The 15,294-nt window shown below is 69.2% G+C and carries 5 protein-coding genes; 3 read left to right on the top strand and 2 right to left on the bottom strand.

All coding sequences use genetic code 11. The annotated features are described in order from the left end of the window. Position 1: 1 nt before the first annotated feature. Positions 2-310: a hypothetical protein gene (locus AB0M51_RS29700; protein ID WP_344189181.1), complete on the bottom strand. Its 309-nt coding sequence runs from the start codon at positions 308-310 to the stop codon at positions 2-4. An 18-nt stretch (positions 311-328) separates the two neighbouring features. Then, a complete protein-coding gene (locus AB0M51_RS29695; protein ID WP_344189183.1) occupies positions 329-1,132 on the bottom strand; it encodes a hypothetical protein in 804 nt (267 codons plus the stop codon). A 133-nt stretch (positions 1,133-1,265) separates the two neighbouring features. Here AB0M51_RS29695 and AB0M51_RS29690 point away from each other — a divergent pair, with 133 nt between their 5' ends. The 3 genes from AB0M51_RS29690 (at position 1,266) to AB0M51_RS29680 (ending at position 15,294) form a co-directional block, all read left to right on the top strand. Then, the gene (locus tag AB0M51_RS29690; protein WP_344189185.1) at positions 1,266-11,783 is read left to right on the top strand and encodes an actin cross-linking domain-containing toxin; all 10,518 of its coding nucleotides are present in this window, start codon (positions 1,266-1,268) and stop codon (positions 11,781-11,783) included. Next, positions 11,780-14,278, top strand: a complete 2,499-nt coding sequence (locus tag AB0M51_RS29685) for a right-handed parallel beta-helix repeat-containing protein (protein WP_344189187.1) — start codon at positions 11,780-11,782, stop codon at positions 14,276-14,278. The genes AB0M51_RS29690 and AB0M51_RS29685 overlap by 4 nt, the downstream gene beginning before the upstream one ends. 71 nt (positions 14,279-14,349) lie before the next feature. Beyond that, on the top strand, positions 14,350-15,294 hold the full coding sequence (locus AB0M51_RS29680; protein WP_344189189.1) for a hypothetical protein: 945 nt from the start codon (positions 14,350-14,352) through the stop codon (positions 15,292-15,294).

Here is a 15,294-nt window from a genome sequence, read left to right as displayed (position 1 = left end):
ACTACTTGGCCTGGTTCAGGCTGTTGCTGATGCCCTGGTCGAACTCCTCGGCGTTCTTCTTGATGCTGTTGAACATGTCCGAGAAGTCCTGGATGCCCTTGACCGCGGCCTTCAGGCTGGTGTCGAAGTTGTTGTAGGTGTTCCGGATGACCTCACTCGACTGCTTGAAGACCATGCCGTCGTCGACCAAGGTGTTCACCCGCGTGCGCAGGTTCTCGATCATCGGGGAGATCTGGTCATGGGCGTTGGTCATCAGGGTGGTGACCTCGACGATCTTGCCGTAGTCGAGGTTGATGCCGTCGTACGCCATGCTGCGCTCGCTTTCTGGTCAGTTGTCTTCGTTGTCGGCGTTCGCCGCGACGCTCTCCGGCGTCTCGACCCATTCGGCGGGTGAGCCGTCGGACTTGTTCGGGCCCCGGGTGAACTCGCTCCAGGTGCCGTCGCTGTTGGTGGTCTTCATGGTTCCGCTGCCGTCGGACTTCAGTTGGGTGTCGTTGTGCACCGTGCTGCCGTCCGGGTAGTCGCTGTCGGTGATGATGTGGTGCCGGTCGTCGCCGTACGTCGTGACCGAGTGGTACGTCTTGCCGTCGTACGTGACCGTGGTCTCCTCGCGGGTGACGTTGCCCTTGTCGTCCACGTCGAGATGCGTGTGCACGTTGCCGCGGTCGGTGGTGATGGTCTGGTCCAGCGGTGGGTGGTCACCGGGGTTCGTGGCCTTGCAGAAGTCCGGCTGGTCCGCGACCGGTCCGGTGCACTGGTCCTTGTGGGCCTGGTAGTAGTCCCACTGCGACTTGTCCCGGTAGTAGTTCGACAGCGCCAGGTTGCTGTTGGTCGCGTTCATCCCCTGGGAGATCTCGGCGTCGAACTGCAGGAACGCCTCGCCGACCGAGCCGAACGAGTTCGCGAGCTCCTTCAGGCCCTTCTCGGCCTTGGTCATCGTGCCCTCGGCATTCGAGTGCAGGTCGGTGATCGCCGACGCGATCACGCTGCTGCCGAGGACACTGCCGTCGTCGTACGCCAGCGTGCTGAACAGGCTGTCGTCGAGTGTCGGCTTGATGTTCGACGCGAGTTCTTCCAGATCCGTCTTGGCGTCGTTGAGCAGGTTGTAGTCCATCTTGAGTCGATCCGGCACAACCCCTCCTCGGCGTCGGTTGGTTCCGTACTGACCACGCCGCAGTACGGCTCCGGGTTCATTTCGATCTGAACCTGATCGATGCCTCCGGCGTGGTCGGGGTAGAGGGTCTGGACGAACCGGGAGGGTACGCATGCCACGGCCGAGCGACTGGGACGCCATCGGGCTCGGCGGGGACCCGACGCCGGGTGATCCGGACCAGATCGGTCAGCTGGCCGAGGTACTGCAGAAACTCGGCGGCAAGGCGCGGGAGATCTTCAACGCGATCGAGACCGTGATGAACACGAACAACGACAGCGTGTTCGTCGGTCAGACCGCGGACGCGCTGCGCGGCAAGGTGGACAAGCGGCTGCGCGGGCACGTCGAGGACGTCGCGAACGCGTTCGAGACCTCGGCACAGGCGCTCCGGGACTGGCGCGGGGTGGTCGAGGAGCAGCAGCGCAAGGCCGACGCCGCGCTGAGCGCCGGCCGCGGGCTGGCCGAGGACGACCCGGACCGGGACACCCAGAAGGGCATCGCCGAGCAGGCCGGCCGGGACCAGTCGGACGCGGCCTCGACGTACGCCGGGAAGATCAACGGGGTCTCGGACATCTCGCTGCCGATCTCCGCCTGCGAGGCGTTCTGGGAGGCGTTCAAGTGGCTGGCGATCATCCTGATCATCCCGGCGCTGATCTTCGGCGGTCCGATCGCACTGCTCGCGCTCGGCGTCAACCTGGCGCTGTTCATCAAGACGATCGTCGACGTCGCGAACGGTGACGCCACCTTCCTGGACCTGTTCCTGGCCGGCCTCGGGCTGATCGCGCCGACCACCAAGGCGCTGCCGATCTTCAGCATCCTGAAGGGCATCGCGAAGGGGATCGGGGCCGGCGTCAAGGGCATCGTGAACACCTTCAAGACCGTGTTCAGCAAGGACTTCCTGTTCAACGGGCTGATCGCCGGGCTGAAGGCGATGCCGGTGCTGGCCACGATCGCGATCAAGGAGACCGGCCTGTTCGTGGTCTCGAACATCCGGAACTTCGCGATCACCACTGGGGCCTTCGTCGGCAACTTCGACAAGATCGCGGTGAATGCGTTCAACGCCTTCAAGACCGGGATCAGCACATTCCGGCCGGGCTCGGTCCTGACCGGGTTCAAGTCCGCGTGGAACGGTGTCGCCACCTCGAAGTTCGGCCAGTTCGTCAGCGCGCACCTCGGCGGGCTGCAGTGGACCCGGATGATCCTGCCGGTCGCGGCGGACGAGATCCGCGCGTTCAAGGCGCTCGGGATGAGCGACTTCAAGGCGTTCACGCAGGCGCTGAAGGTCGGCGTGCTCGGCCGCGGTGTGTTCGCCCAGCATGTGTTCGGGCTGCCCACGGTGGGCGCGATCGGCCGCGGGATCGGGGCGATCCCGATCGAGACGGGCGGTGTCGGCGGGGCCGGGAAGACCAGTTTCCTGCAGCAGCTGATCAAGCCCGACATCCGGATCCCGTCGGTACACATCAACAGCATCGGGCTGGCCACCACCGACGGGTTCAAGGGCGGCCAGGTCTTCACCGCGCTCGACGAGCTGCACCTGGCGCCGCTGCAGAACATTGGCAACACCAACATCGGGGTCAGCGTGCACACACCGACCTCGGTCACCACCGGCGGCGTCCACATCCCGGCCACCGCCGGTACGCCGAACGCCGTCAACGTGATCACGAACATCCCGTCGCCGCACGTCGGCACGCCGGCGGTGAACGGGTCCACGTTCGGGCACCTGAACAGCACCCACGTCGCGCAGCCGGTGAACGTGAACATCAGTTCGCTGCACATCTCCACGCCGGGTTCGACGAGTATCAGCGACCTGGTCGGGTCCGGGCTCCGGAACAACCCGCCGACGATCTCGTCGCACTTCGCGAACACGATCGGCGAAGGCACCTCGCACGGCTTCCAGGCGAACCACATCCGGCTGTCGATCGACGAGATCGTCAACCTGCCGACGGCGTCCGCGCACGGCAGCACCCACGTGGTCAGCCCGCCCAGCGTCGACCGGGTGAACGCAGCGCTCGACCTGCTCACCGGCGGCCCAGCGAACCTCAAGGTCGGTACGCCGGGCAGCCTGCACGTCGACACCCCGACCCCGGTCGGCGTCCAGAACGTGTCCGCTCCGCCCGCCGCGCACGTCCAGCCGGTCGGCGTGCCGAAGTCCGACGTACCGATCCAGACCGCGACCGTGCACACCGGCAGCACCCCGGTCGCGCCGAACCTGCCGAACCTGCCGACCGTGCACGGCACCGGTGGGTCCGGCGGGCACTCGTTCACGCCGGGGAAGACCGAGATCCCGTTGACCGGGTTGCCCGATCATCCCGGCGCTGTGGTCAAGGTGGAACGGTTCGAGGGCGGCGTTACCCAGTTCAACCTGCACGGCGGCGGACCGAACGGGCGGCTGGACCCGCTCGGCGGCGGCCACGTCCGGTTCACCGACACCTCGACCGGGGTCACCACCCGCTTCGACAGCAACGGGATCGCGGTCGACCACGGCATCCGGCTGACCAGGGCCGACGGGATGCCACGGATCGACGACCGGGTGCTGGTCAAGCAGCCGGACAGCCAGTTCCACGTCACCAGCCTGGACGGCAAGGTGGTACCGGAGAACCTCAGCGTCCGGCAGCTCGACACCGGCGGCGTGCAGATCCACGGCAAGGACGGCACCGGCTGGCACTACGCCGCGAACGGCAAGCTCGAAGGCCAGAACATCACCGCCTCGTGGAACGGCGACGTCGCCGGGAAGGCCGGCGTGTTCCGCAAGCCCGGCGACACCGACGCCGCGGTGAACGCCCGGATGGACGACTTCACCCAGGTCCAGCGAGCCCAGCAGAACGTCGACATCGCGCACGACAACGTCGCGGTCCACGGCGACCGGGTCGACGGTCCGTCGAACGCGCCGTCGGTCGGCGAGCAGGTCCACCTCGACCTGCACGTCGCGCAGAACGACCTGGACGCGGCCAAGAACGCGTTCGGGGACAAGCACGGGATCAGTGCCGACGGCATCCAGCAGCACCTCGACAAGGTCGTCCTCGACTCGCTCAAGGAGCGCCCGCGACTGCTGGGCGGCGCCGGGCGGACCTACGACCTGCCAGGGAACGCCGGGGTGACCTTCCAGGTCAGTGGCAAGAACGTCGCGATCGACGGACCGGGTGCGGAGAAGTTCCTGCCGGTCGTCGACGGACGATCGCTGACCATCACCGGCGCCGACGGGCACGTCTGGTCGTACCGGCTCGGGTTCGGCGGGAGCGCGAACCTGGTCGGCGAGTCGTTCCCGTTGAAGGGCGGGCTGTTCGGCGGGCACTCCGCGACGCTCGAGGGCAAGCTCGGCAGCCTCGACCACGGGCTGGTGACCGACAGCGCTGGGAAGCAGTGGCCGGCCAAACTGGTCGACGACTCGCTGGTCGTCGGCTCGCCGCAGGGACCGTTGCGGTACGACCTCGACGGGAGCTTCCGGGTCGCCGACCCGACCGCGACCGGGCACCTGCCCGCGCCTGCGACGCCCCCGCACCTCAGCGGTACCGACGCCGTGCGGTGGAACGCTCAGGTCGACCTGAGTCGCACGCATCTGACCGCGGCCGCGTCGGACAAAGCGGTCGAGGCGGTGATGCGGGACGTGGTCGGCGGCTCGTTCACGTCCAAGCGTGGGTTCGAGGGGTACGTGAACCCGAGCGCGCTCGCCGACAACACGCTGATCGCGAACGTCCGGCGCTTCGACACGGTCACGAAGGACCTGCTGTTCCAGGGGCCGACGGACAACATCACCGTGTACCGCGGGGTGTCGATGGATCCGCTCAGCGCGCAGGCCGACACGTTCGTCGAGCGGCTGCCGATCTCCACGTCGAACTCGCTCGAGTTCCAGCACGTGTGGGCGAAGAACGGTGTGCAGTCGAACCGGGTCGTGTTCGAGATCGACGTACCGCCGGCGCACGGGAAGCTCGCGATGGCGTACCCGGAGCACTACGACTTCGCCGGGCAGGCGCGGCCGTGGAACCAGAGCCAGGCGGAGATCACGCTGTCGCCGACCACGCTGGTACGGACCGGTCCGGACAAGCTGGTCGGGGACCTGCGGGTGATCCCGGTGCGGGCCGAGCAGATTCCGGTGGAGCGGCTCGACGAGGTGATCCGGGCGCAGTGGCCGGGGATGTCGTCGGAGGCGGCGTTCGGCGACTTCGTGAAGTCGTTCGACCTCGGGAACCTGCGGCAGTTCGAGGGACTCGAGGACGTGGCCACGCGCACGAACACCAGCGCCGACGGGCTGATGCACACGGTGCACGTCACGAAGCCGCACTTCAGCGGCGAGGTGACGATCACGGTACTGCGGAACGAGCCGGCCGACTCCGTACGGGTGACGGTCGCGGTGAACGGCGCGAACAAGTTCGACGAGACGTGGAGCAAGCAGGCGTTCTCTGCGCTGGCGAGTGACCTGCGCGGCCATGTGCTGCACAACAACGAGCTGTTCGCGAACCTCGCGCGGCCCGCGCACTGGCCGAAGGCGTCGGGCGGCGAGGCGCTGGAGCTCGCGTGGCAGAGCGACCTGGCCGCGAAGGCGGCGGTGTTCCGGGTCGGCGACGACACCGACGCGATCGTGAACGCGAAGATGACCGACTTCGGCCGCATCCAGCAGGCTCAGGCCAAGGTCGACGCGGCTCTCGGGAACGTTGCTCTCAACGGCCACCGCGCCGACGGCCCGTCCACCGGCCCGTCCGTCGGCGAACAGGCCCATCTCGACCTTCACGCCGCCCAAACCGACCTGACCACGGCGAAGCAGTCCTTCGAGTCCAAGTACGCCCTGCAGGTGGACACACTCCAGTCGCACCTGGACGCCCTTACCGCCCAGTCCCTCAAAGACCGCCCCCGCCTCCCCGGCGGCCACAACGGCCCCACCCCACCCCCACCACCCGGCGCGGGGCACCCGCCGGTGGGCGCCGGCCACCCCACGCCAACCCCCGGCGGAGCCCTCCACCCGAACACCCACGCGACCCCGCCGCCACCGCCACCTCCTCCACCGGCGGGACATCATCCAGCCGGCGCCGGCCACCCCACGCCAACCCCCGGCGAAGCCGGGCACACCTTGCCGCACCCGGCGACTCACGCGGCTCCGCCGCCTCCGCCGCCTGCGGTGAGGCACAATCTGCCTGGGACGTCTGCTCACCCGGCGGTGCGGGTGCAGCGGGTGGGGGCTCCGGAGTTTCGGAAGGAGTTCGACGGGGCCTCGTTCGGGAGTGAGAGTGAGCTCGGCGGGTTCGTGGTCGCGATGCCGGAGGGGGCGAACCGGACGTTCGCGTTCGTCCGCGAGACCGGGACCAAGGACCCGCTGGTGATGGTCACCAAGGACATGGGCAACGGCGCGTACCACAACCCGGCCGGCCTCGAGCACGTCAACCGCGGCAACTGGCAGACGCACACCGTCGAGCTGGTCAGCTACCCGGCGAAGGTCGGCGACACCGCCGGGATCGCGCTCCGCGACGACGCCACCCAGTTCCTGCTCGACGTCTTCAAGGGCCGTATCACCAACCAGAACCACCACGCGATGGAGAACGTCACCAGCCTGGACGGCCGCTTCGAGCTGGTGATCACCAACGACCGCCACGTGATTGCCGGTGGCAACGGTATGAGCCTGGACGGGCCGGCCTCGGTGAAGATGCCGCCGGCCGGCCAGCAGATCACCGTCGGCGTGAAAGCCTCCGACTTCGGCACCCCCGCCGCACAGGACCTCCGCCTGCTCGACGACAACCCGTGGTTCAAGCCGGAGTTCGCCGACGACCCCAACCTCCGGTCGGTCCTGCACACCGTCGACAACCCCGACGGCGTTCAGAGCGCGTACACCTACCTGAAGTCGATCGTCACCTTCACCGCCCGCCAGGTCGACAAGCACGGCCTGCCGATCGGCGAGTACGGCGGGCGCCCGCCGTACCGCGGGCTCACCGACCCGGCGGTGAAGAACGACTGGAAGATCCTGCCCCGGACCCGGCCGAACATCGTCCTGGAGTCGCTGTCCGACGCCGACCGGCTCGCCACCCTGAAGCTGATCCGGGACCTCCCGCCGACCGGCGACGCCGAGATCTGGAAGGAGACCCGCCAGTACCTGCTGAACGGCGGCGAGGTCGCCGGCCACGGCATCAACAACGCGACCATCGGCGGCGAGAAGGCCCTGCTCTTCGAGTTCCGCGCCGTACCGGACGGCCTGAAGCACCTGGTCCCGGCGCAGAAGCTGCAGACCGTCGAGGTGACGGACGTCCTGGCCGGCCTCGGCGACCGCCGCGGTCCGGTGGTCCGCCAACTGCCGGACGTCCTCAAACGCCCGGAGAACCGCGACGACTTCGCCGCCTGGTTCACCGAGCTGAAGCCGAACCTGGCCGGCCGCCCGCCGGAGAAGCTGGTCGACTTCGCCAGCGCGACGCAGCGCGCCGAGTGGCTGATGACGCACCGCCCAGAGACCTGGCAGGCCATCGCTCAGGACCCGATCGTCGTCAACACCGTGCACATCGCACCGCCGCCGCCACCGGTACGTCAGCACCGGCTGACCGGTGCCTTCGACAACCACACCGTCGTCCGCCCGACGGGAGCCCAGCCGTACGTAATCGACTCGGCCGGAACCACGGTTCCGAATCTGAGGGTGTTCACCGGCCAGGGCGGTGATCTCCGGGTCGTCGGTCCGCGCGGTCAGATGCAGCGGTACGCCGCCGACGGCACGCAGTTCGGCCGCGGGACGTTGCTGAACGATCCGTTCCGCCTGCAACCGCACCTGTTCGCCGAGGTCGACGGCAACGGCGCCTGGCGCGCGGTCGACGTGAACGGCGCACCGTTGCCGCACACAACCGTCGACCAGTTGCCGAACGGGCAGTTCCGGGTCACGGACACGGTCACCGCCGACGTCCGCTGGCACGGGCAGGACGGCCTGTACCGCGGCTCGGGCTTCCAGGTCGCGGATCCCGCGCACAACGGCCACGTCTTCGTCTACAACCGACCCGGCCACGACCCCGTACTCGTCGACAACGCCGGTAGCCAGCTGCCCGGCACGATCACCCCGTTCGAGGGCGGCTTCCGGGTCACCGAGGCGAACGGTATCGCCCGGACCTTCGACGACGTCGGCAACTACCTCGACCGGCGGATCCCGCTCGGCGGGCCGAACGCGCAGCAAGTCGTCGTCCACGGCGTCGACAACCACCTCACGCTGCACGACCCGACCGGCGCCGGCCGGACGGTCGACCACGTCCAGGGTGGCGGCTACCGGGTCGTTGATGGCGGCAACTACCACGTGTACGACGGCGACGGCGCGCTGCAGGCCAACGGCCACACCGTCAACCTGCCCCGCGAGACCGGCTTCCTGGAGATCGCCGGCAACACCGCGCGCCGGTTGGACGTCAACTACCAGCCGATCCAGGGGCGTATCGTCACGGTCAATGCCGGCGAGATCACGGTCACCCGGGCCGGCGGGCACGACGTCTTCGACCTGCAAGGCGGCGTACTGCGGGAAGTCACCGACCTCGACGGCCACGGCCTCGGCGTCGGCGGTACCCGGGTCACCCGCGACCAGAACGGTGTGGTCACGTTGACCGACCGCGCGGGCGTCCCGGTACCGACCCCGCACCGGGTCACGATCGATCAGCACGGCGGCGTACGGCTGGAGGTCAACGTCCCGGGCAGCCCGCGGAACGGCGAGTTCCACGTGTTCTCCCGCGAAGGCCACCTGACCGAGCAGGGCTTCCCGGTGGTCCGCAACGGCCGCCCGACCGAGTTCACGTACGTCGTGAACCGCACCGACAACACGTGGCGCCGGGTGGATGGCGCGAACCTCGACGGGACCGGCAACTTCCAGCACGGCACGCTCGACGTCGTCGGCCTGGACAACGGCCGGATCCGGCTGCAGAGCACGACCGCGAAACAGGTCGAGGTCTTCGAACGCCGCTGGCTCCCCGACGGCTCGATCCTCGACAGCTTCCGCAAGACCGACACGCTCGGCTACGGGTACTTCGACCGCCGCACGACGTGGGCGACGTACGACGCGAACGGTGCGCTGACCAACTGGGGCAAGCGACACTTCAGCACTGGCGGCTCCGCGTGGCGGGACTACGACCACCACGGCAACGCCGTACGCGACTACCAGCAGGGCCTGCAGAAGTACGCGAATCCGATCGCCGAGCAGCCGACGCCACTGGGCAAGGCCGACAAGGAGATCACCGGCCACGTGCTGGCGATCAAGGACGGCCGCAACTGGACCTGGCACCGCTACGACGCGGACGGCGTCCACATCGCCGAGGGCAACCGAACCCTGGAGGCGATCGGCGAAGGCTGGACCGACACCGTGAAGGTGATGGAGAACGGCGCCGAGGTCGACCGGGTAGCGCAGCAGAAGTGGGGCACCTGGCACGGCCCGGACACGGCCCGGCAGTACCAGGAGTTCAAACTCACCGCCGGCGACGGGCATCCGGTCCGGTCGGGGGAGTTCGAGGTGCAGTCGCCGCAGCTGAAGTCGATCGGCAAGGGCGAACTGCTGGACAGCGGCGCGCTGCTGAAGACGGTCCGGCAGGGCGACCAGCGGCCGCCGGTGTGGGTCCGGAAGAACTTCCTCGACAACCCGCCGACCACCGGCAGCCTCGCGCACATCTCCGGCGACAACCGGTTCCAGATCTTCCGCTGGGACACCTCCGGCGACGGCATCGCCGGCGAGCGCGGCGTCCGGTACGTCGGGACCGACGAGTCGGTCGTCGACGTGAACCTGAACGGCGAGTTCGTCCGCTCGAAGGGGAAGCTGCACGACGGGACCGAGCTGAAGGTCGGCGACCAGGCGACCGCGCCGGGGACCGCGCACCCGAACTCGACGACCCCGTGGACCGCGGGCGACCTGAACGGCTGGCGGGTCTTCGACAACAACAACGGCTGGCAGGACGTCGCGGAGGTCGACGGGCTGCGGGGCTGGACCGTGGTCCGCGAGAGCAGGCCCGGCGGTGTGGTCCGCGAGTACCCGCGGCCGGCAGACCGCAACATCTGGGTGCAGCGCGACGCCCACGGCAACCTGGTCGGCAGCGCCCACCAGACCCCGGCACCAGTCGGCGGGAACCGCCGGTACGTCGTCGCGAACGGGGCCGCCGACTCCGCGCGCTGGCGGTGGCAGGAGCTCGACCACAACGGCGTACCGATCCCCGGCCGGGAGGGCGACCGGTTCCATTTCAAGGGCTCGCCGGACGAGCGGATCAGCTGGGACAACTCGTTCCGCGACTTCCACGACGGCAATCTGGTCCGGGACCGGCACATGCTGGACGAGCGGCGCTTCGTCGAGGCATGGCAGGACGGCAACCAGTGGAAGGTCGCGGAGTTCGACAAGACCGGCCAGGAGGTCGTCGGCACGACCCGGCTGGACCGGCAGTGGCTGGATGCCGACGGCAACTGGCAGCAGAACTGGACGGCCGGCTCGCAGCACTTCCGCGACAGCCTGCCGCAGAACGGGCAGGTCCCGCCGCAGCTCGTCCGCGAGACCCCGACGCACATCGGCGAGGGGCGCCCGATCCGGGTCCGGGAGTACACGCTGGACAACGGGCAGACCGATCTGCGGCAGTGGAAGGAGTTCGACCTCGACAAGGTCGTCCGGGAGCGGGTGAAGTCCGGCGACAACTACCTCGAGACCGACAAGGTGCACGGGCAGTGGAAGCTGTACGACGAGCACGGCGCGGTGATCGGCGAACGGTCCGACAACGGGCTGGTCTTCGAGCTGCGGGACGGCAAGCTGACGCTGACCGGCAACGAGTTCGACTTCCGCGGCGCGATGACGGAGTACCGCGGCTGGAACACCCGGATCGGGGACGCGCAACGGCAGCCGTGGCTGATGCAGTCCGACTGGACGCTGGCCGACAAGACACTGACGCCGGGCGGGAACGTGTTGCGGGAGGCGAACTACGCGCCGTTCTCCCGGCTGCTCACCCAGAAGGTGCTGCTGCAGATCGGTACCGAATTCTTCCTGGACTACGCGGCCGGCCTGATGATCGCGGGGATCGTCGCGGAGGCGCAGAACAAGCCGTTCACCGGGAACGACGCGTTGAAGGCGCTGATGAACGCGGCCGTCGGCGCGACGCTGAAGTCGGTGGCCGGCGCGGCACTCACCGAGACCAGACTCGGCGGCTCGCTGCGGGACCTCAAGCAGAGCATGGGCAACGTCGACGGCGGCAAGTTCGTCACCAAGCGGCCGAACAACAACGACGCCACCTGGGGTGTGGAGTGGGCCGGCAACACCAGCCCGATCCGCTGGCGCGGCGGCATCTTCGACTACAGCCTGAACATGATGCTGCTGCCACTCACCGGCTTCGTGAACGGCGCCATGAACGCGGCGATCTTCGGCGTCCCGAACGCCGACGGCAAGACCGTCAAGCTGTCCGGCTGGGAGGCCGTCGGGGAGGGCGGCATCGCGGTGCTGACCGGGTACGCGATCGGCAACAGCCTCGGCCTGGCCAAGCTGATCGGCGGCAACTTCGCGATCGGCCGGTTCTACCAGAAGGGCGGGCTCGGTGAGATCGTGCTGACGATGCCGCTGCGGCTGTTCGAGAAGGGCATCGGCGGCGTCTTCCTGACCCCGGCCGTCCGGGCCTCGATCAACCCGTCGTGGTATCAAGTTCCGCTGACAGTTCCTCCGGTCGAAGGAGCCCCGTGACGAACCGCTACGTGACCCCGCGCGGCCGGGGCGGCTATCGCCGGATCACCGAGGCGCTGCGGGCCGCGGCGCCCGGCGACGTGATCGTGGTCGGCCCCGGCGAGTACGCCGAGCAGCTCCGGCTCGATCGGTCCGTCGCGATCGTTGCCGAGGGCACCGTCGAGCTGATCGGCGTACCCGGGGAACCGGTCGTGGTCGCCGAGGGGCTGGAGTGTTCGCTGCGCGGGCTGGTGATCCGGTCCGCGGGCGGGGACGGGCCGGCGGTCGGGGTGGCGCCCGGGGCCGGGCTGCTGCTGGACGACTGCACGGTGACCGGCGGCCGGATCCATGCCAGGGGCAACGAAAGTGCCGCCGGCTCCGCGGACCTGACCGGGTACGGCGTGACCACGCTGATGGTGCGCCGGTCGCGGATCGAGAAGGGTCGGCTGGCGGCGCTGCACCTGTCCGGACGGGTCCGCGCGAAGGTCGAGGACTCGGTGATCGACACGATCGACGGGATCGGCGTGGTGCTGTCCGGCAACGCGTTCCTGGACGCCTCCCGGATCCGGCTGACCGCGACCTCCGGATACGGGTTCCGGCTGCGCGGGGCGAGCCGGCTGGAGGCCACCGACGGCGTGGTCCGGCAGACCGGGATGGCCGGCGTACTGCTGGAGGACGCGGCGACGGCGGTGATGACCGACGTACGGATCGAGCAGGCGGGCGGGCCGGGGATCCACGCGGCCGGGACGGCGAAGGTGCAACTGACGGACTGCCGCGTGCGGAACGCGCGGGCCAGCGGTCTGGTCGCGCAGGACCAGTCCGACCTGACGGGGTCCGACTGCCTGGTCGCCGACGCGGGCGCGAACGCGTTGCTGGCGTCGGATTCGTCGACCGCGACGCTGACCGGAACCAGGTTCGACCGGTCCGTGTACAGCGCTGTCCACCTGACCGGTACGGCGGTGGTGCGGCTGACGGACTGCGCGGTCCGGGAAGGCGCCGAGCACGGGGTGCACGCCACCGCGTCGTCGCGGGTCGAGCTGAACCGGTGCGGGATCGCCGACGTCGGGCTGACCGGGCTGTCGGTCGTCGACGGCGCGACCGCGGAGGCCGTGGACTGTCGGATCAGCGGCGGCGGTACCGGCGTACACCTGGAGTCGAGTGCGGCGACCGGGTTGCGTGGGTCGTCGGTGAGCGGGACGGTCGGGACCGCGATCGAGCTGGCGGGCGTGGGGCCGGCGACCGTCGACGCGGTCCGGGTGAGCGGGTCGAAGGCGGCCGGGATCGTCGTCGGCACGGGCGCCGCGGCCGAGGTGTCGGGATCCGCGATCGAGGACTGCGGCGGGTCCGGCCTGGTCGTCTGGGCGTCGGCGGCGCCCGCCGTCCGGGGGTTGCGGATCGCGGGGGTGGCGAAGAACGGGATCTATCTCGCGGAGCAGGCGGCCGGGAAGTACTCCGACTGCGACGTGAACGGGACGAAGTACCCGGCGCTGCATCTGAGCAAGGCCGCCGCTCCGGTGTTCCAGCACCTGCGGATCCGGGACTGCGTCGACGCGATCGGGCAGGACGACGGCGCGCGCCCGACGTTCGAGGACTGCACGGTGGACGGCGTACCGATGGTCACGCCGGCGCCGGCTGTCGCTGCCGGCGCACCGGCCGCCGTACCGACCGTGGCCGGTCTCGACGAGAGCATGCCGCCGGACGACGAGACGCTGGAGGACGTACTCGCCGAGCTGGACGAGCAGGTCGGCCTGGACCGCGTGAAGCGCGACGTCCAGTCGATGGTGAAACTCATGCAGGCGGTCCGGATGCGGCAGGAGGCCGGGCTGCCCGCGCCGCCGCTGTCGCGGCACCTCGTCTTCGCGGGCAACCCCGGCACCGGCAAGACGACCGTCGCCCGGCTGTACGGGCGGGTGCTGAAGGCGCTCGGGCTGCTCCGGAAGGGCCACCTGGTCGAGGTCGACCGTACGGCGCTGGTCGGCGAGTACGTCGGGCACACCGGGCCGAAGACGACCGCGGCGGTGAACCAGGCGCTCGGCGGGGTGCTGTTCATCGACGAGGCCTACTCGCTGTCACCCGTTGGCATCGGCAACGACTTCGGCGCGGAAGCCATTGCCACGCTGGTGAAACTCATGGAGGACCACCGCGACGACCTGGTGGTGATCGTGGCCGGCTACGTGAACGACATGGACCGCTTCATCGGGTCCAACCCCGGCCTGTCGTCCCGCTTCACCCGCACACTGCTCTTCGAGGACTACACCGCCGCGGAACTCGTCGCGATCGTCGAACACCAGGCCGGCGGCCACCAGTACGAGGTCACCGCCGACGCCCGCACCGCGCTCTCCGACCTCTTCGAACGCATGCCCCGCGGCGAAGGCTTCGGCAACGGCCGCTCGGCCCGCCAGATCTTCCAGGCGATGACCGAACGCCAGGCCCACCGCCTTTCCGAACTGACCGCCCCCACCCCCAACCAACTCGTCGCCCTCGAGGCGGCCGACCTTCCACTCTTAACGCCATGAGTTGAGATTTTCACAGAAAGTATCGTTCGAAGTGCTGACAGTTCGCGGTAGATCGCTTACGGTCTGGCGGCATGGAGAAACTGTCGCGTCGTGGGTTGCTGGCTGGGTTCGGTGCGGTTGCAGTGGGTGGGGCGGTAGGACTGCCTGCCTCGGCGGCGGTGTGTGGGTTGCCGCCGTCGCAGCGGTTCGTGTTGGGCGGGGCCGGCGGCGAGGTGTTCCGGAGCAAGCCGTTGGCGGACGTGACCGTGATGCAGTCGGTCGCGTTCGACAACCGGAATCAGCGGCTGTTCGCGGGGCAGCTGCGGGCCGGGTCGCCGTCCAGCAGCGGGGATCTGACATTGACGCAGCTCACGCCAGCGGGTGACGTCGTCGGGCACATGTACCTGAGCGGCTTCGGCCACGCCGTGTCGATCGGGGCGGAGAGCGTCGGAAGTACGACGTACCTGTGGACCGAGACCGACGTCGACACCACGAACGCCCGTGGCCGGCAGGTCGCGCGGTTCCGCTGGCAGGACGGCGCGACGTTGACGAAGGACTCGCCGGGGCTGCGGAGCTGGAAGCCGGTCGCGGACGGTGCGCTGTTCACGCCGTCGGTCGATCAGCAGCACGGGCGGATCGGGATCCGGCAGACGCAGGCGGACGGGTTCCACATCAACGTGTACTCACTGGCCGCTGCCCGGGCCGGCGACTTCTCCCGGGTGCTCGCGTCGTTCAAACAGCCCGCGATGACCGAGGGCATCGACTTCCAGGGCTGGGTGCTCTACGGCTCGTACGTGTACCTCTGGGAGGGCGAGGCGAACACCAGTACCTCGAAGCTGTGGACGTACGACATCAACAAGGGCGAGGTCGTCGAGTCGGTGCAGATCCTCGACGGCGCCGACCTGGTGTACCGGGAGGCCGAGGGCATCGGCGTACAGCACCTGCCGAACGGCCGCCCGCGGCTCTGCTTCGGTTTCGCGTCGGGCGTCGCCGGTGACCGCCGGGCGAACCTCTTCTACCGCGACACCCTCGTGTGA

The organism is Kribbella sp. NPDC051137, from assembly GCF_040682535.1.
Taxonomy (GTDB): Bacteria; Actinomycetota; Actinomycetes; order Propionibacteriales; family Kribbellaceae; genus Kribbella; species Kribbella karoonensis.
Note: the sequence above shows the minus strand (reverse complement) of the source record. Positions and strands in the feature narration are given on the sequence as shown.